The sequence below is a fragment of the Allomesorhizobium aridi genome (assembly GCF_043769475.1).
In the GTDB taxonomy this organism is placed as follows: domain Bacteria; phylum Pseudomonadota; class Alphaproteobacteria; order Rhizobiales; family Rhizobiaceae; genus Allomesorhizobium.
Genome location: NZ_CP171729.1, coordinates 1,196,471 through 1,214,170, shown reverse-complemented (window position 1 = coordinate 1,214,170; position 17,700 = coordinate 1,196,471). Strand labels below are relative to the sequence as shown.

Annotated in this window: 10 protein-coding genes and 3 pseudogenes; 2 read left to right on the top strand and 11 right to left on the bottom strand. The window is 64.6% G+C overall.

What is annotated here, in order from left to right; translation table 11 throughout:
• Positions 1 to 120 precede the first annotated feature (120 nt).
• The 8 genes and pseudogenes from ACG873_RS07855 to ACG873_RS07820 all read right to left on the bottom strand — a co-directional run.
• Positions 121 to 1,023 (bottom strand): annotated as a pseudogene (locus tag ACG873_RS07855) (ABC transporter substrate-binding protein); the annotation flags it as partial.
• A 357-nt stretch (positions 1,024 to 1,380) separates the two neighbouring features.
• Positions 1,381 to 2,580 carry a kynureninase gene (kynU, locus tag ACG873_RS07850; protein ID WP_394891212.1) on the bottom strand — a complete coding sequence of 400 codons (1,200 nt, stop codon included), beginning with the start codon at positions 2,578 to 2,580 and terminating at the stop codon, positions 1,381 to 1,383.
• Entirely contained in the window at positions 2,577 to 4,202 is a 1,626-nt protein-coding gene (locus tag ACG873_RS07845; protein WP_394891211.1) for an AMP-binding protein, read from the bottom strand. The genes kynU and ACG873_RS07845 overlap by 4 nt, the downstream gene beginning before the upstream one ends.
• Before the next feature lies 1 nt (position 4,203).
• A complete protein-coding gene (locus tag ACG873_RS07840) occupies positions 4,204 to 5,361 on the bottom strand; it encodes an acyl-CoA dehydrogenase family protein (RefSeq protein ID WP_394891210.1) in 1,158 nt (385 codons plus the stop codon).
• Between the two features lies 1 nt (position 5,362).
• Positions 5,363 to 6,176: pseudogene (locus tag ACG873_RS07835) on the bottom strand (enoyl-CoA hydratase family protein).
• Complete coding sequence (locus ACG873_RS07830) at positions 6,169 to 6,660, bottom strand: MarR family winged helix-turn-helix transcriptional regulator (protein ID WP_394891209.1); 492 nt, start codon at positions 6,658 to 6,660, stop codon at positions 6,169 to 6,171. The pseudogene ACG873_RS07835 and the gene ACG873_RS07830 overlap by 8 nt, the downstream one beginning before the upstream one ends.
• Position 6,661: 1 nt before the next feature.
• Positions 6,662 to 7,417, bottom strand: a pseudogene (locus ACG873_RS07825) (SDR family NAD(P)-dependent oxidoreductase); the annotation flags it as partial.
• Positions 7,414 to 9,714 carry a bifunctional salicylyl-CoA 5-hydroxylase/oxidoreductase gene (locus ACG873_RS07820; RefSeq protein ID WP_394891208.1) on the bottom strand — a complete coding sequence of 767 codons (2,301 nt, stop codon included), beginning with the start codon at positions 9,712 to 9,714 and terminating at the stop codon, positions 7,414 to 7,416. The gene ACG873_RS07820 and the pseudogene ACG873_RS07825, both read right to left, overlap by 4 nt.
• 153 nt (positions 9,715 to 9,867) lie before the next feature.
• On the opposite strand from ACG873_RS07820, the gene ACG873_RS07815 reads away from it, so the two are divergent.
• Together ACG873_RS07815 and ACG873_RS07810 are read left to right on the top strand one after the other, a co-directional pair.
• Complete coding sequence (locus ACG873_RS07815) at positions 9,868 to 10,698, top strand: alpha/beta hydrolase (RefSeq protein ID WP_394891207.1); 831 nt, start codon at positions 9,868 to 9,870, stop codon at positions 10,696 to 10,698.
• A gap of 26 nt (positions 10,699 to 10,724) precedes the next feature.
• A complete protein-coding gene (locus ACG873_RS07810; protein WP_394891206.1) occupies positions 10,725 to 10,961 on the top strand; it encodes an Lrp/AsnC ligand binding domain-containing protein in 237 nt (78 codons plus the stop codon).
• Between the two features lie 51 nt (positions 10,962 to 11,012).
• Here ACG873_RS07810 and ACG873_RS07805 read toward each other — a convergent pair whose 3' ends face one another.
• From ACG873_RS07805 to ACG873_RS07795, 3 genes are all read right to left on the bottom strand, one after another.
• Positions 11,013 to 11,777 carry a heme ABC transporter permease gene (locus ACG873_RS07805; protein WP_394891205.1) on the bottom strand — a complete coding sequence of 255 codons (765 nt, stop codon included), beginning with the start codon at positions 11,775 to 11,777 and terminating at the stop codon, positions 11,013 to 11,015.
• A gap of 72 nt (positions 11,778 to 11,849) precedes the next feature.
• Positions 11,850 to 13,625: a glucan ABC transporter ATP-binding protein/ permease gene (locus tag ACG873_RS07800; protein WP_394891204.1), complete on the bottom strand. Its 1,776-nt coding sequence runs from the start codon at positions 13,623 to 13,625 to the stop codon at positions 11,850 to 11,852.
• A 233-nt stretch (positions 13,626 to 13,858) separates the two neighbouring features.
• Entirely contained in the window at positions 13,859 to 17,689 is a 3,831-nt protein-coding gene (locus tag ACG873_RS07795; protein WP_417568627.1) for a GH36-type glycosyl hydrolase domain-containing protein, read from the bottom strand.
• Between the last annotated feature and the right edge of the window lie 11 nt (positions 17,690 to 17,700).

The window sequence follows — 17,700 nt, the reverse complement described above, 5'->3', positions numbered from 1 at the left end:
CCGCCAATCTTCTTTGTCTTGGATGCAACAGCGGCTTCTCGCCAGCCCCCAAAGCCGGCGCCGTCTTGCGCATCGTGCGGCGGGAGGCCAACCCCGGCCTCCCGCCAATTCGTGAAAGGTTTAGTTGGCCGCCGCCACTTCCTTGAAGCCCTTGCCCTCGACGACCATTTCGATGACGTTGCCCGGCACGTCGCCCTTCTCGTCGAACTCATGGCTGCCGGCGGCGCCCTCGTAATTGATGTCCTTGCCTTCGGCAATCAGCTTCTTGGCCTTTTCCCACTCGCCCGGCAGGATGACTTCGCCGGGCGCGGCGGCAACTTCGCGCAGCGCGGCGCTAAGCCCGTCACGCGTGTCCTTGCCGAGCTTTTCGATGGCGAGTGCGATCAGGAAACCCGCATCATAGGCTTGGGCGCCGAAATTGGCGTTCGGGTCGAGACCGGCGGCCTTCGCCAGGGGCGAGTAGACTTCGGTGCCCGGGCCGGTGGCATTGCCGATGCGGGTGGCGATCATGCCGTCGAGCTTGCCTTCGCCGATGTTGGCGATGAGCGAGTCGCCGACCATGCCGTCACCGCCGGCGAACTTCGAGAAGTCGCCGCCTTCCAGCGCCTGCCGGACGATGGTCAGGCCGGAGCCGTCGACATAGGCCAGCACCACCAGCATCTCGGCGCCCGACGAGGCCAGCGAGCCGATTTCAGCGCGGTAGTCGGCCTTGCCGTCCTCATGCGCCTCCTTGGCCGCGACGGTGCCGCCGAGCTCCTTGAACGACTCTTCCAGCGCGTCGGCGAAGCCCTTGCCGTAGTCGTTGTTGACGTAGGTGATGGCGATATTGTCGGTGCCCTTTTCCTTCAGGATCCTGGCCAGCGTCTCGCCGCTATAGGCGTCGGACGATGTCGTGCGGAACACCAGATCCTTGTCGTCCAGCGCCGTGATGGCCGGTGAGGTCGCGGCCGGCGAGACGATGACGACGCCGCCCGGAATGGCCGCATTGTTGGCGGCCGCGATGGTCTCGCCCGAGCAGAGCGGACCGACGAGCGCGGTTACCTTCTCGGCCGTCGAGGATGCCGCCCTGGTCGTTGACCTGGGTGACCGCCAGCTTGGCGCCCTCGAAGATCGGCGGCACGAGGCTTTCGATCGGGCCGGTGAAGCCGCCGAGGAAGCCGATCTTGACGTCGGCGTTGGCGGCCGAAGCGGCCAGCATGGCCGTGCCGACCATGGCGGTTGCGAATATTGTCCTGGTAATGCGTTTCATGAGTGTTTTCCTCCCGTGTTGCCGTTGAGACATATGGAAATAGGGTATTTTGTAGCCAGCCCCAGCCCTTCGGATAAATCAACCTCCAATTCGGTAGCCAGCAAGCTTTTCAATAAGGTCCAGCCTTTAGCTCAGGTCACTTTGCTGCGCATGCGGTATTCCGACCGGTCCCAGAGCCTCTCGGTCATGACGCGCTCAAGCGTTTGCGCCGCCTTCACCACATCCGCCCCGCTGATGTAGAGCGGCGTGAAGCCGAAGCGCATGATGTCGGGTGCGCGGAAGTCGCCGATGACGCCGTTGGCGATCAGCGCCTGCATGGCGGCGTAGCCTTCGCGGAAGCGGAACGAGACCTGGCTTCCCCGCACCGACGGGTCGCGCGGCGACGCCAGTTCGAGTTCCGGGCAGCGCGCCTCGACCTCCTTGATGAAGCGCTCCGAAAGCACGATCGAGCGCTTCCTGACATCGGCCATATCAACGCCTTCCCAGACATCGAGCGCCGCATCGAGCGCCGCCATGGAAAGAATGGGAGGCGTGCCGACGCGCATTCGGCTGATCCCGGCACCTGGCCGATAGACGGGATCGAACACGAAGGGCGCCTCGTGGCCCATCCAGCCGGCCAGAGCAGGGTCCGCTCTGTCGCCGGTCTCGGGCCTCACATAGATGAAGGCCGGCGCGCCCGGCCCGCCGTTCAGATATTTATAGCCGCAGCCGACCGCGAAATCCGCTCCCGCCGCGCCCACGTCGACCGGCAGCGCGCCGGCGGAATGGCAGAGGTCCCAGATGGTGAGAACGCCGGCCGAATGGGCCTTCGCGGTCAGCGCATTCATGTCGTGGAGACGGCCGGTGCCATAGTCGACTTCGGTCAACATCAGCACGGCGACACTGTCGTCGATTGCCTCCGCGACACGTGACGGATCGACGACCTTCAGTTCATGGCCCTGGCCAAGCGCGCGGATCGCCACCTGCGCCACATAAAGATCGGTCGGGAAATTGCCCGTATCCGACAGCACCACGCGGCGTTCGGGTTTGAGCGAAAGAGCGCCCGTCAACGCCTTGAAAAGGTTCACCGACGTGGAATCGCCCGCTATCACGGTCCCTGGCGGAGCGCCGATCAGCCGGGCGATCTTATTGCCGACGGTATCGGGGAGATCGATCCAGCCGGACTCGTTCCAGCCGCGGATCAGGCGCTCGCCCCAGCCGATGTCGATCTCGCTCAACACCCGTTGACGGGCCCCGGAAGGCAGCGGCCCGAGCGAATTGCCGTCGAGATAGACGACGCCTTCCGGCAGTTCGAACAGCGCGCGCGTCCGGGCGAAGATGTCGTCGGTCATTTCGAAGCCTTGGCCTTGAGCACGAAACGCTGGATCTTGCCGGTCGGGGTCTTCGGCAGGGCCTCGATGAATTTTATCGAGCGCGGGTATTTGTACGGCGCGATGGCCGCCTTGACGTGGTCCTGCAGCGCCTTCACCGTCGCGGCGTCCGGCGCGATATCGGCGGCCAACACGATATGCGCCTGCACAATTTGTCCGCGCTCCCCGTCTTCCACCCCGATGACGGCGCATTCGCTGACGAAAGCGTGGGTCAGCAGCGCCGCCTCCACCTCGGGACCGGCGATGTTGTAGCCCGATGAGATGATCATGTCGTCGGAGCGGGCGGCGAAGTGGAAATAGCCGTCCTCGTCCTGCCAGAACGAATCCCCGGTGAGGTTCCAGCCGTCGCGCACATATTTCGTCTGGCGGCGGTCGGCGAGGTAGCGGCAGCCCGTTGGTCCGCGCACGGCAAGCTTGCCGATCTCGCCGCGCGGTTTTTCGACCATGTCGTCGTCGACGACCTTCGCCTCGTAGCCTGTGACCGGCTTGCCCGTGGACGCAGGCGCGGAATCGCCCAGCCGGTTGGAAATGAAGATGTGAAGCATTTCCGTGGACCCGATGCCGTCGAGCATCGGCTTACCGGTCTTCTTCATCCACTCTTCATAGATCGGCGCCGGAAGCGTCTCTCCCGCCGACACGGCGATGCGCAGCGAACTCAGATCCGCGCCCTCGTCCATGGCGTTCAGCATCACGCGATAGGCGGTCGGCGCGGTGAAGCTTATCGTCGCCTTGTAGGTTTCGATGATCTCGATCATCTTCGGCGGCGTCGCCTGCTCCAGCAGGGTCGCGGCCGCACCGAAGCGCAGCGGGAAGATCGCCAGGCCGCCGAGCCCGAAGGTGAAGGCGAGCGGCGGCGAGCCGACGAACACGTCGTCGGGCCTGACGGCGAGCACTTCCTTGGCATAGGCGTCGGCGATGATCAGGAGGTCGCGATGGAAATGCATCGTCGCCTTGGGTTCGCCAGTGGTGCCGGAGGTGAAGCCGAGCAGCGCGACATCGTCGCGGCCTGTCGGTACCGCCTCGAATTTCACCGGCTTGTTGAGAGCGATGCGGTCGAGTTCGGCGTCGTGGTTGGCGGTGCCATCGAAGCCGATGATGGTCTTCAGGAAGCGGCTCGCCTTGCCGCAGGCGATCAGCTCGTCCTTGATGCGCGTGTCGCAGAGCGCGAATTGGATCTCGGCCTTGTCGACGATCTGGCCGAGTTCGCCTGCCCGCAGCATCGGCATGGTGTTGACCACGACCGCGCCGGCCTTGGTGGCTCCGAGCCAGCAGGCGACCATCGCCGGATTGTTGGCGGAGCGGATCAGCACGCGATTTCCGGGCTTTACGCCGTAATTTTCGACCAGCGCATGGGCAATGCGGTTCGACCAGTCGGCCAGTTCCTTGTAGGTCCGGCGGCGACCATTGCCGATGAGCGCGGTGTTGTCGCCAAAGCCCTTGGCGACCATGGCGTCGGTCAGCTCGACGGCGGCGTTCAGCCGCTCTGGATAGTCGAAGCCGTCGAGCAGGAAATCCGGCCACTGGCTCTGCGGCGGCAGGTTGTCCCGCGTGAATGTGTCGATATGCGCCGATGGTCCCAGCATCTCAGTTCCCCGCAATGACCTGTCTGGCGATGATGATTTTTTGAACGTCCGACGCGCCTTCGTAGATCCGCAGCGCGCGGATTTCGCGATAGAGGCGTTCGACGATGCTGCCCTTGCGCACACCGTCGCCGCCATGGATCTGCACGGCCTTGTCGATGACGCTCTGGGCGCGGTCGGTGGAAAAGAGCTTCGCCATCGCGGCCTCGCGGCTGATGCGGGCAGCGCCCGAATCCTTCAGCCATGCGGCGCGGTAGACCAGCAGTGCGGCGGCGTCGATGTCGAGCGCCATGTCGGCGATATGGCCCTGGACCATCTGCAATTCGGCCATCGGCGCGCCGAACAATTCGCGCGATGTCGCGCGGGAAACGGATTCGTCGAGCGCGCGGCGCGCAAAGCCCAGGGCAGCGGCGGCTACGGTCGGGCGGAACACGTCGAGCACCGACATCGCGATGCGAAAGCCCTGCCCCGGCGCGCCGATCATGGCGGTGCGGGGAACTCGGCAGTTTTCGAAGGACAGCCGCGCCAGGGGATGCGGCGCGATCACTTCGAGCCGCTCGGCGACCGACAGGCCCGGCGCATCGGCCGGCACTATGAAGGCCGAAATGCCCTTGGCGCCCGGCCCTTCGCCAGTGCGGGCGAAGACGGTGTAGACATCGGCAATGCCGCCGTTCGATATCCAGGTCTTTTCGCCGTTGAGGACATAGGAGTCGCCATCGACGGTGGCGGCCAAATCGAGATGGGCGACGTCGGAGCCGGACTTCGGCTCGCTCAGCGCGAACGCGGACAGCGCCTTGCCGCGCCGCGTCCTTGTCAGCCATTCGCGCTTCTGCCCGGCCGTGCCGAACAGCGACAGCGCGCCTGTGCCGAGGCCCTGCATGGCGAAGGCGAAATCGGCAAGCCCGTCATGGCGCGCCAGCGTCTCGCGGATGATGCAGAGGCTGCGCACGTCCAGCTTTGAATCCGCATTGTCTGGGTCGACAGCCGAATGGCTGAGCCAACCGCCCTCCCCCAGTTTCGCCACCAGATCGCGGCAGGCCTGGTCGACATCGCTGTGGTCGACATGCACCAGATTGGTCGATGCCCAGCCTTCCAGCGCCTCCGCCAACGCACGGTGGCGATCCTCGAAAAAGGGCCAGGCGAGAAAGCTGCGATCGGCCATGTCAGTCGCCCTGGAAAACAGGTTTCTGGTGGGCGACGAAGGCATCGTAGGCGCGCTTGAAGTCCAGCGTCTGCATGCAGATCGCCTGCGCCTGCGCTTCCGCCTCGATGGCCTGCTCTATCGACATCGACCATTCCTGATTGAGCATGGTCTTGGTCATCATATGCCCGAAATTCGGGCCTTCGGCTAAACGCTTCGCCAGCGCCAGCGCCTCTATTATCAAGCGCCGCCTGCTCGACGACCCGGTTGAAAAACCCCCAGCGCTCGCCTTCCTCGGCCGACATGGTCCTGCCGGTATAGAGGAGTTCGGCTGCGCGGCCCTGGCCAATGATGCGGGGAAGGATGGCGCAGGCGCCCATGTCGCAGCCGGCGAGGCCGACGCGGGTGAACAGGAATGCCGTCTTTGCCTCCGGTGTGGCGACGCGCAAATCGGAAGCCATGGCGATGATCGCGCCGGCGCCGACGCAGACGCCGTCGACAGCGGCAATGATCGGCTTGCCGCAATTGATCATCGCCTTGATCAGGTCGCCGGTCATGCGGGTGAAGGCCAGCAGGCCTTTCATGTCCTTTTTCAGCAGCGGGCCGATAATGTCGTGGACATCGCCGCCCGAGCAGAAATTGCCGCCATTCGAGCCGAACACCACCGCCTTGATGTCGTCGGCGTAGGCCAGAGCGCGGAAGCAGTCGCGAAGCTCGGCGTAGCTGTCGAAGGTCAGCGGGTTCTTGCGCTCCGGCCGGTCGAGCGTGATGACGGCGATGCCGTCTTGCGCCCGCCAGCGAAAATGCTTCGCCTTGTACCCTGCCATGTCAGTCATTGGCGTCCACCTTCGCGGTAAGCTTCGGCGATCTGCCGACGGTTTCCAAAATACCGATCGCCTGTTCGCAGTCCTCGTCGGACAGGTCACCCAGAATGCCGTTCACCCAGCCGGCATGCGCCTCGGCCATGCGGGCGAAGGTTTCGCGGCCCTTTTTGGTCAGCCTTACCAGCGTTGCGCGCTTGTCTCCGGCAACCGGTATCCGCAGCACCAGCCCGTCGGCGACGAGCCGCTCTACAATGCCGGTGACGTTGCCGTTGGAGACCCGCAGCGCCGTCGAAAGCTCGCTCATCTTCAGGCCGTCCTCAAACCGATAGAGCGCGGCCAGCACGTCGAAGCGCGGCAGCGTGGTGTCGAATTCGACGCGCAGATTCTCCCGCACAGTCGCCTCGACCAGCTTGGTCGCCTTGAGCATCCGCAGCCATACCCGCAGCCGCTGCTTTGTCATGCAGGGGGCAGAAGTCGGGTTTTGCTGGATCGTCATACTTCGCCCCCGAGATGGAAATAGCCTGGCCGGTGATCGCCGCCGCATTCGGCCCGCAGAGAAACAGCACGGTCTCGGCGACCTCCTCCGGCCGCACGAACCGTTTCTGCGGGTTTGCGCCAGCCAATGCGGCGATCGCTTCGTCGCGGTCCTTGCCGGTCTTCTGCACGATGGTCTCGATCGAACGCTCCAGCATCGGCGTCAGCGTGAAGCCGGGGCAGACCGCGTTCACGGTTATGCCGGTTTCGGCGAGTTCCAGCGCCAACGATTTCGTCAGTCCGACAACGCCATGCTTGGCGGCGCTGTAGGCCGACACATAGGGATAACCTTTCAACCCTGCAGTCGAGGCGACGGCGATCAGGCGGCCCTGCTTGCGCTTCACCATGCCAGGCAGAGCATTCTGGAACGTGAGAAAGACGCCGGTCAGATTTACGTCGAGCATCTTCTTCCACAGGTCCAGGCCGGTCCGGTGGAAGGGCGCGCTTTCGGCCGTGCCGGCATTGGCGACGACGATGTCAAGATCGCCATGCTCCGCGGCGATGCGCTCGAACAGCCCGCGCACCGATGCCTCGTCGGTCATGTCGGCGGTAATTGCGCTGATCCGGTCCGACCCGGCCGCGGTTTCCATAAGCGGCTCCATCCGCCGGCCCGAAACGATGACCGACACGCCCGCCTCGGCAAGCCTACGCGCGATAGCGGTGCCCAGCCCGGAGCCGCCGCCGGTCACCAATGCGCGCTGTCTGGAAAGATCGCTCATACCACGCGGTCCTGTGCGGCCATTTCGGCGGCGCGCTCGGCGAGTCGAAGCAACTGGTCGCGTCCAGGCAGATACGGATCTGGCCACGGCTCGCCGGTGTCGCCGAATTTGGCGGCAGCGCGCAACGTCCAGTACGGATCGGTCAGATGCGGCCGCGCCAGGCAGACAAGGTCCGCCCGCCCGGCAAGCAGGATCGAGTTGACGTGATCCGGCTCGTAGATGTTGCCCACCGCCATGGTCGCCATGCCGGTTTCATTGCGGATGCGGTCGGAGAACGGCGTCTGGAACATACGACCATAGACGGGACGGGCAAGCGTCGAGGTCTGGCCTGCCGACACATCGCAAATGTCGACGCCGGCCTCCTGCAGCATCTTTGCGATCTCGACCGCTTCGCGCGGCGTAACGCCCTCGTCGCCGACCCAGTCGTTGGCGGAGATACGCACGGAGATCGGCTTTCCGGCTGGCCAGACCTCGCGCACCGCGTGGTAGATCTCCAGCGGATAACGCATGCGATTTTCGAGCGAGCCGCCATATTCGTCGGTGCGGTTGTTGGTGAGCGGCGTGATGAAGGAGGACAGGAGATAGCCGTGGGCGGCATGGATCTCCAGCATGTCGAAACCGGCGCGGTCGGCCATTTCGGCCGAGGCGACGAACTGGTCGCGCACCAGATCCATATCGGCGCGGGTCATCGCCCGCGGCGTCTGGTTTCCGGCTGACCACGGGACGTCGGAGACGGACATGACCGGCCAGTTGCCGTCGTCGAGCGGCTGGTCGGCGCCCTCCCAGCCGAGTTTCGTCGAGCCCTTGCACCCGGAATGGCCGATCTGGGCGCAAATCTTCGCATGCGTCTCCGAGTGCACGAAATCGACGATGCGCTTCCACGCTATCTCGTGCTCGGGCGCATAGAAACCCGTGCAGCCCGGCGTGATCCGTCCCTCCGGGCTGACGCAGGTCATCTCGGTATAGACAAGGCCGGCGCCGCCCTTGGCGCGTTCGCCGTAATGCACCAGATGCCAATCCGTCGGGGTTCCATCGACGGCCTTGTACTGCGCCATCGGCGACACCACGACGCGGTTCCTGAGTTCCAGGTCGCGCAGCCTGAACGGCGCGAACATCGGAGCCCGCCGCGTTCCCGCCGGGGCGCCGGCCCGATCCTGGAACCATTGTTCGGCGCTTTCCAGCCAGGCCTTGTCGCGCAGCCGCAGATTTTCGTGGCTGATGCGTTGCGAGCGGGTCAGCAGCGAATAATTGAACTGGACCGGATCGAGATCGAAATAGCGCTCGACATCCTCGAACCACTCCAGCGAATTGCGCGCCGCCGATTGCAGGCGCAGCACCTCGGTGCGGCGCTCCTCCTCGTAGCGGGCGAAAGCGGCTTCAAGCGTCGGCTCAGCGTTGACCAGTTCGGCGAGCGCGATCGCGCTTTCGAGCGCCAGCTTGGTGCCCGAGCCGATCGAGAAATGCGCGGTCGCTGCCGCATCGCCGAGCAGCGCAACGTTCCGGTAGGACCAGCGCTTGCAGAGCACGCGCGGGAAAGAGAGCCAGGCCGAACCACGGATGTGGTTGGCGTTGGTCATCAATTCGTGGCCGCCGAGATATTTTGCGAAGATACGCTCGCAGATGCGGTTGGTTTCCTGCTGGCTCTTCTCGCCGAAGCCGAATTTCTCCCAGGTGGCGGCGCTGCACTCGACGATGAACGTCGCCGTGTCCTTGTCGAACTGATAGGCGTGCGCCCAGACCCAGCCGTGCTCGGTCTCTTCGAAGATGAAGGTGAAGGCGTCGTCGAACTTCTGGTGCGTGCCGAGCCATACGAATTTGCAGGTGCGTACGTCGATCTCGGGCTCGAATTTTTCCGCGAATTCCGTCCGGGCGCGCGAGTTCAGACCGTCCGCAGCGACGACGAGATCATACTCCTCTGCATACTTGCAGACGTTTTCCACATTGGTTTCGAAGCGCAGCTCGACGCCCAGTTCCCGCGCCCGCGCCTGCAGCAGCAGCAGGAGCTGCTTGCGGCCGATGCCGCAGAAACCATGGCCGGTCGAAACCGTCTTCGTTCCCTTGAAATGGACCGCGATGTCGTCCCAATAGGCGAAATACGAACGGATCGCCGCGGCGCTGACCGCGTCGTTGGCTGCGAGGTTGGTGAGGGTTTCGTCGGAAAGCACCACGCCCCAGCCGAACGTGTCGTCGGGCCGGTTGCGCTCGACGACGACGACCTCGGCCGCCGGGTCGCGCAGCTTCATGCTGATGGCGAAATACAGGCCGGCAGGCCCTCCACCCAGGCAGGCGATCCTCATCAGGCCTCTTCTCCTTCCAGGAGAAGGATGGCATCGGGCACAGATAATTTCAAGCTTGAAATTTCAAGCTTGAAATTAATCGGGGGCGGCGGTGCGGCCTTGCATCGGCGGGCCATCCATGGCCAATTCCGATCCGCTGCACAACGTGGGCTAATGATGACAAATATGATTTCGGACTGGGACGACGCCTACACCAACTCCGCCTACATTCCCGGCGGCAGCGGCTTTGCCGGCAAGTGGCAGGCGCTGGCCGCCGCCTTCCGCGACGAGATGGCGGAGACCGGCCGTCTGCGCCGCGACGTCCCCTACGGGCCGCACGAGCGCAACCGCTACGACCTCTTCCTGCCGGCAGGCGAGCCCAAAGGCCTGATGGTTTTCGTCCACGGCGGCTACTGGATGAACTTCGACAAGTCCTTCTGGTCGCATCTGGCCAGGGGCTCGCTCGATCAGGGTTTCGCCGTCGCCATGCCGGGCTACGTCCTCTGTCCCGAGGCGCGCATCCCTGACATCACCCGGCAGGTGGGAGCAGCGATCGCGATGGCGGCGAGCGATGTCGCCGGGCCGATCCATCTCGCCGGCCATTCCGCGGGCGGCCATCTCGTCACCCGGATGCTGTGCACCACCACCCCGCTTCCGCAAGCGGTGGGTTCCCGCATCAAGAAAACCGTCTCCATCTCGGGCCTGCACGATTTGCGGCCGCTGATGAACACGAAGATGAACGAGACATTGCGGCTCGATCTGGCCGAGGCGCGGGCCGAAAGCCCGGCGCTGCTCGAGCCGCTGGACGGCATCGACCTGACCTCATGGGTCGGGTCCGCCGAGCGGCCGGAGTTCCTGCGCCAGAACGGCCTTCTCGGCAATCTGTGGAGCAGCTTCGATGTGCGCCTTTCGAGCATCGAGGAGCCGGGCAGGCATCATTTCGATGTCATAGACGGCCTCATGGACGCCAATCATCCGCTGGTGAGAACGCTGCTGGCGGTGTAAAGGTCGGGAGAAATCCCGGAGGTTCGATGAAAGCGGTATTCGTCCAGTTGCAATGCGCTCCCGGCCAGACCTATGCGGTCGCCGATCATATCTTCGAGCGCGAGGTGGCGTCCGAACTGTACTCGACCAGCGGCGAGTACGACCTCTTGATGAAGATTTACATCGAGGATGAGGTCGACATCGGCAAATTCATCAACGAGAATATCGCCAACGTGCCAGGCATCGTCCGCTCATTGACGACGCTGACCTTCAAGGCGTTCTGATCCGCCGCAAGTTGCCGCGCCGATTCAAGGCGCCCTTTCAACTCGCTGTTTTCACGCAGGCTTTCGCTCCGCACGGCGTGCCGCGACGTAGCGCATCGCCATCACCCGCCGGCGCAGTATCTCGGTGCGCATCGCCGACAGGTGCAGCGCGAAGAACAGCAGCGTGAACCCGAGCGCCATGACCAGAAGCGGCCAGAGCAGGCTCGGATGGATGGTCGGGCCGTCGAGCCGCATAACCGAGGCGGGCTGGTGCAGCGTGTTCCACCAGTCGACCGAGAACTTGATGATCGGGATGTTGATGAAACCGACCAGCGTAATGATCGCGGCGGCGCGCGCCGCGCGCGCCGGGTCATCAAGCGCCCGGGTCAGCGCGATGATGCCCAGATACATCAGGAAGAGCACGAAGACCGATGTCAGCCTGGCGTCCCAGACCCACCATGCACCCCACATCGGCTTGCCCCAGATCGAGCCGGTCACGAGCGCCAGTGCGGTGAAGACCGCGCCGATCGGGGCGGCCGCCTTCAGCGACACGTCGGCGAGTGGATGGCGCCACACCAGGGTTCCCAGTGCCGATAGCGCCATCAGCGAGTAGCACATCATGGCGAGCCAGGCGAATGGCACGTGGATGTACATGATGCGGACGGTGATACCCTGCTGGAAGTCTTCCGGCGCGGTGAAGGCCAGATAGAGCCCTGCCGCGAGCGTCAGCGCCGACAAACCGGCAAGCCACGGCATCAACCGTCCACTCAGGTCGAGAAAGCGCGTGGGATTGGCAAGGTCGATCCAGCGGCCTGGCCGCTTAGCTGTTTCGCTCATGGCCCGATACATAGTCCGGCCCGGCTCGGGCGGCAATTGCGGCAATCGCCGCAGGGCCGCCTGCAATGCGGCTCAGGCGGCCTCGCCCTGCAGCGGGACGTGGCTGAGGCGCCGCACGTCCTCGTCGGTCAACAGCCCGCCGGCGCGCAGCAGCCCGGCAAAACGGCCATTGGTCGCCGACAGTTCGGCAAAGCCGCCCATCTCGACCACCCTGCCCCGATCCATGAATACGACCAGATCGGCGTCGCGGACCGTCGTCAGCCTGTGGGCGATAATGAAGGTGGTGCGGCCCTGGCGGAGACCGTCGATGGCTTCCTTCACCCGCGATTCAGTTTCGACATCGAGCGCGCTCGTTGCCTCGTCCAGCACCAGGATGGGCGCGTCCTTGAGGATGGCGCGCGCAATGGCGATGCGCTGGCGCTCGCCGCCCGAAAGCTGGCCGCCGCGCTCACCGACCTTGGTGTCGTAGCCTTCGCTCTTGGCCAGGATGAATTCCTGGGCAGCGGCGGCCTGGGCGGCGGCATGGACCTCGGCGTTGTGGGCGCTTTCGCGGCCGATACGGATGTTCTCCTCGATGGAGCGGTTGAACAGGCCGGCGTCCTGGAACACCGTCGCGATGGACTGGCGCAGCGATTTCCGGGTCACCGTGCGGGTGTCGACGCCGTCGACGAGAATGCGGCCGGAATCCGGGTTATGCACCCGCTGCAGGAGATTGATCAGCGTCGTCTTGCCGGCGCCGGTCGGGCCGACGATCGCCACCGTCTGCCCGGCGCGGACGTCGAACGAGACGTCGCTTACGCCCTGGCCGGAATTGGGGAACTCGAAGCTTACATTTTCGAAACGGACATGGCCGGTGACGTTTTCAAGCTCGCCCAGGCCGGCCGGCTCCTTGTGGTCAGCGGCCGCATCTTCGAGGCGGTAGAAATCCTCCAGCTTGGAGCGGGCTTCGAAAATCTGGTTGGCGAAAGCCGACACCTGGTCCAGGCGGCCGATCAGGAGCGCGGCGAAGCCGGTAAACGCCACGATGTCGCCGATGCGCAATTCGCCGCGCGAAACCAGCCATGCGCCGATCAAGAGCACGACCATCATCGAAATCGTGGAGGCCAGCCGATGCATAGCGCTCGCCAGGGCCCACCAGTCCAGCACCGGGTACTGGACCTGGATCAAGTCGCGCACATGGTTCTTCAGGGCCTCGGTTTCCTGGCCAATGCGGTTGTAGCTCTGCAGGACCGCCACGTTGCTGACCGAGTCCGTGACGTGCGAAAACACGTCGTGATAGTGTTTCTCGACCTTCGCCTGGCCTTCCTTGGTCTTGTGCATGACAAGCCGGCCGATCGCGACGTAGAGGACGCCGAGCGTCAGCAGGACGACCGACATGCGGAGATCGAGCGAAATCGCGGTGGGCACAAGGAGGATGAGCGCGACCGCGGTCGTCAAATGCTGGCGCATGAACTCCAGCCATAGGCTGAACAGGGTTTCGACCGCGCGCAGCAGCGTGTGCAAAGCATTGGAAGTGCCGCGCTGGTGATGCCAGGACAGAGGCATGGCGATCACGCGCTCGAAGGATTCGCAAAGCACGCCGGCGCGGCGGGCATGCGCCAGCCGGTCGGCGCCACGCGCCACGAGCACATAGGCGATGATATTGAACGCGCCGAGGCCCGCCCAAAGCGCAAGCGTGGAAATGACTTCGCTCTTGTCGGAAATGGCGTCGATGATCCGGCCGAACAGAATCGGCTCGGCGATGGTGACTATGGCCAGGACGACATTAGCGGCGCAAATGAAGATCACGCGCTGCTTGTCGGCCGCTAGATACCGGAGCGCTCTCCAATAGACTTCCAGCAAGGACACGCAATTACCTCGTCATGAAAATGGTGCAGTGCATCAATTTGCGACTCGTAGCTTCTGTCGCGCGGCAAGACAATGCGGACATAACGCTCCGGTTCCACGATTTCGAACAAAAGATAACTACGATCGGTAATCTGGCGTGATTGCTAAGGTTTTGAGTTTTAAGGAAAAACGGCGTTCGTGCGGCAAAAGTATGGCGATGGCGCGGCGGCCGTCTCCCGACCCCTGAGCTCCGATCAGGCAGGTATGCGGACCACCACCTCGAATTCGCCCTCGCCGGCCAGTTGGAAACCCTGTCCTTTGACCTTTTTACCGTCGATCTCAACGGCCGGAGTCTTCCTCCCGGCCTCCCTCGCCACGCGTATGCGATAGATCGCGCCGGCCAGCCGCAGCGTCGCCGAATAGCCATCCCAGTGTCCCGGCAAGGCCGGATTCACGACAAGATTTTTTCCGTCCTTGCGGATGCCGAGAATGCCCTCCACGGCCGCCCGATACAGCCATCCGGCCGATCCGGTGTACCAGGTCCAGCCGCCGCGCCCGCCTTTGCCGCCTTCGGAGTAGATGTCGGCGGCCACCACATAGGGCTCGACGCGGTATCGCTCCGCCGCGGCTTCATCGGCCGCGTGGTTGGCGGGATTGAGCATACGGAAGACCCGGTAGGCTTCGTCGGCGCGCCCCATCTCGGCCAGCGCGATGACGAACCAGGTCGCCGCATGGGTATATTGCCCGCCGTTTTCGCGCACGCCGGGCGGATAGCTCTTTATGTAGCCCGGCTCCTTCTCCGTCTCCGAGAAGGGCGGCGTGAACAGGCGCACGATCTGCAATTCGTCGTCGACGAGGCGGCGCGTGGCCGCATCCATGGCGGTGCGCGAGCGGACGGGATCGCCTTCGCCGGACAGCACGCTCCACGACTGCGCGATGGAATCGATCTGGCATTCGTCGGATTTGCGCGATCCAAGCGGCGTCCCGTCGTCGTAGCTGCCGCGGCGGTACCATTCGCCGTCCCAGCCGGCCGTCTCCAGCGCACGCTTCAGCGAGGACGCATGCTTCTCCCAGTTCTGCGCCCTTTTCACATCCTTGCGGCTGCGGGCCACGAGCGCGAATTCGCCGAGCGTCCTGAGCAGGAACCAGCCGAGCCATACGCTTTCGCCCTTGCCGCCCTCGCCGACGCGGTTCATGCCGTCGTTCCAGTCGCCGCCGAGGATAAGGGGGATCCCGCTGGCGCCGGTGCGCTTTACCGCAAGGTCGAGAGCGCGTGCGCAATGCTCGTAGACCGTAGCCGTTTCCTCGGAGATTTCAGGCGTGAAGAACGCGTCGTGCTGGCCCTCCTCCAGCGGAACTCCGCTGATGAAATGCGTCCGCTCGTCGAGTATCGAGGCGTCGCCGGTGACGTGGACGTAGCGGGCAGTGGCGGAAGCAAGCCACACCACGTCGTCCGAAATCATGGTGCGCACGCCGGCTCCCGTGCGCGGCAGCCACCAATGCTGGACATCTCCTTCCGGAAACTGCCGCCTGGAAGCGTTCAGGATCTGGTCGCGCGCCAGCGACGGGTCATGCAGCAGCAGCGCCAGCGTGTCCTGGAGCTGATCGCGGAAACCGAACGCACCGCTCGCCTGGTAGAATGCGGAGCGCGCGCGGATGCGGCAGGCAAGGCTCTGGTAGGGCAGCCAGTGATTGACCACCGCGTCGAGCGTCTTGTCCGGCGTCTCGACCTGCAGCGTGTCGAGGAAACCACGCCAGGTGCGTTCGTTCTCGCGAAGCCGTTCGTCGAAATCCTTTGCGCGATGGCGCACGACCAAGGCGCTGGCTTCCTCGGACGACGACGCATCGCCCATCAGCCACAGAAGCGAGACCTCGCCTTCCGCCGGAACCTCTACATCGCGGGCAATCGCGGCGCACGGATCGAAGCCGGGCTCGACCCGGCCGCTCAGCGCCGTCCCCTGGATGACCGCATCCGGAGCGTCGACCGAACCGCCGCCGATGAATTCGTGGCGGTCGGCGGTAACCGACTGGCTTTCACTGTCGCTCGCCATGAATGCGACGCGGTCGCCAAAGTCGAGGCTGAACGAGTTCTGCGCCAGGAGCGCCCCGGTGGAGGGGTCGACGGACGGCACGATCGTTGGGGCCGATCCGGCGCGATTGCTGCCGAGCACCCATTCGGCATAGCCATAGACCCGAAGCCGGGCGGGGGCGGAAGCCGAGTTGCGGATGCGCAGCCGGGAAACCTTCACCGGGTCATCGGGATCGACCAGTTGCGCGACTTCCATCGCAATCGCCCCCCGCGCGGCGCTGAAGGTGCTGACCCCCTGCCCGTGGCGCGCCTCGTAGGTCACGGCCGGATCGCGCAGCACCGCCGCGAAGGGCGAGAAGGCCTCGCCGCTCGCGAGATCGACGATATAGAGCGCCTCGCCCGGACGATTGCTGACCGGGTCGTTCGACCACGGCGTGAGCTGGAAATCGCGACTGTTGCGGCTCCAGGTGAAGGACGCGCCCTCGGCGGAAGTGTGAAAGCCGAACGACGGGTTGGAGATGACATTGATCCAGGGCTGCGGCGTCGTGCGGCGGCCGGTCAGGCGAACGACATAGTCACGCCCATCGCGGTCGAAGCCGCCAAAGCCGTTCCACGACAGCAGGCCGCTGCCGTCAGCGGCCTGATCCTCGCGAACGGCGGGCAGCGCAGCCGTTTCCTCGACCGCTCTCGCAGCCGTGTCCGCCGAGACCTCCCTCAGCGCGTCCCGAAGCTGCAGCGCCGCCGCTTCCGCGCGCTCGATCTGGTCGAAAATGGTGCCGTTCCTGGTGTGGACGGCAATGCGCGCCGCGGCCAGCAGCGTCCTGTAGGAAACCTCGTCCATCAAATCCCGGCGAACCGCGAAAATGTGCTGCCGCGGGCCGAGTTCCTTGCCGCGCAGCCGGCTGTTTTCGCAAAGCCTTTCAATGGCCTGCTGCAGGTCCTGCACGTAGGACGACACCTGCTCGTTGACGACCACGAGATCGGCAAACAGGCCGCGAGCCCGCAGATATTCCTGGAACCGCAGCGCCTGCGCGACGATCTCGAGGTCGGCGACATTGCCGATCCTGACGGCGAAGATCGGGAAATCGCCCGAAATCGCCATCGGCCAAAGGGCCGACTGCCGGCCCATTCCGGAGCCGATCATCTCGCCCGGAATGCGCATGAAGGGATCCGGATAGAGCAGATAACGCGCCAGCTTCTGGCCGTTGGCGGCGTCGGCCAAGGACATGCCGACATGGCGCGTCTGCACCTGTGAACGTGTCCACGACAGCATTGCCTGGCGCGAAAAGCTTTCGGCGTGGTCGAGCCGGTTGAAGGTCTCCTCCACCTCCTCGCGGTCGGCGCCCACAACCGTCCAGAAGGTCAGTTGCACCTTCTGGTTGGCCGGCACGCGGACGCGGCGGCGCAGCGCCATGACCGGATCGAGCACGAAGCCGGAATTGCCGCCGAGCTTCGCGCCCGGGTCGAACGCGGCGGGGTCAGCGATGGTCCTGCCGCGCCCGATGAAGGCGCGGCGGTCCGTCTCGGCCTCGGTATCTCGGGTCGAACTCGATATATCGGTGACGAAATGCGCGGCCGCGATGTCCGGCTCTCCGGATTCCCGCTTGCGGCGCTGCGCGAAGATCGTGCTGTTGCCCGGCCAGATCTCCGTTTCCACGAACATCTTCGAGAATGCGGGATGGGCGCGATCGGACGCTTCCAGGGCCAACGCGAGTTCGGCAAACGAAGTCACCTCGATGAAGCGGTCGGTTTCCCCGTCGTTCCAGAGCGTCAGGCGGCGGCCTTCGCCATGGCCTTCGGAAACGACGATGACCTCGACCTCGGAGCGCAACGTGCCGACGGTCTTGACGAAACTCGCCTTGTCGTCGCTGAAGAGGGTCTGCGCGTGCTCGCCCGGCGCCCGCTTGGGCTCGGTCGTCGCCGACCACCAATCCCCGGTTTGGGTGTCGCGAAGGAAAAGGTAGGTTCCAAGCCGATCCTCGGTCGGATCGGGCTGCCACCTTGTGACCGCCAGATCGTTCCAGCGGCTGTAGCCCGAGCCGGTGGCAGTCACCATCACCGAATAGC

Bases quoted from the DNA above. Each gene is read 5' to 3' on its own strand.
- kynU (WP_394891212.1), bottom strand. From the start codon at position 2,580: ATGACCGACGACATCTTCGCCCGGACGCGCGCGCTGTTCGAACTGCCG.
- ACG873_RS07845 (WP_394891211.1), bottom strand. From the start codon at position 4,202: ATGCTGGGACCATCGGCGCATATCGACACATTCACGCGGGACAACCTG.
- ACG873_RS07840 (WP_394891210.1), bottom strand. From the start codon at position 5,361: ATGGCCGATCGCAGCTTTCTCGCCTGGCCCTTTTTCGAGGATCGCCAC.
- ACG873_RS07830 (WP_394891209.1), bottom strand. From the start codon at position 6,660: ATGACGATCCAGCAAAACCCGACTTCTGCCCCCTGCATGACAAAGCAG.
- ACG873_RS07820 (WP_394891208.1), bottom strand. From the start codon at position 9,714: ATGAGGATCGCCTGCCTGGGTGGAGGGCCTGCCGGCCTGTATTTCGCC.
- ACG873_RS07815 (WP_394891207.1), top strand. From the start codon at position 9,868: ATGATGACAAATATGATTTCGGACTGGGACGACGCCTACACCAACTCC.
- ACG873_RS07810 (WP_394891206.1), top strand. From the start codon at position 10,725: ATGAAAGCGGTATTCGTCCAGTTGCAATGCGCTCCCGGCCAGACCTAT.
- ACG873_RS07805 (WP_394891205.1), bottom strand. From the start codon at position 11,777: ATGAGCGAAACAGCTAAGCGGCCAGGCCGCTGGATCGACCTTGCCAAT.
- ACG873_RS07795 (WP_417568627.1), bottom strand. From the start codon at position 17,689: ATGGTGACTGCCACCGGCTCGGGCTACAGCCGCTGGAACGATCTGGCG.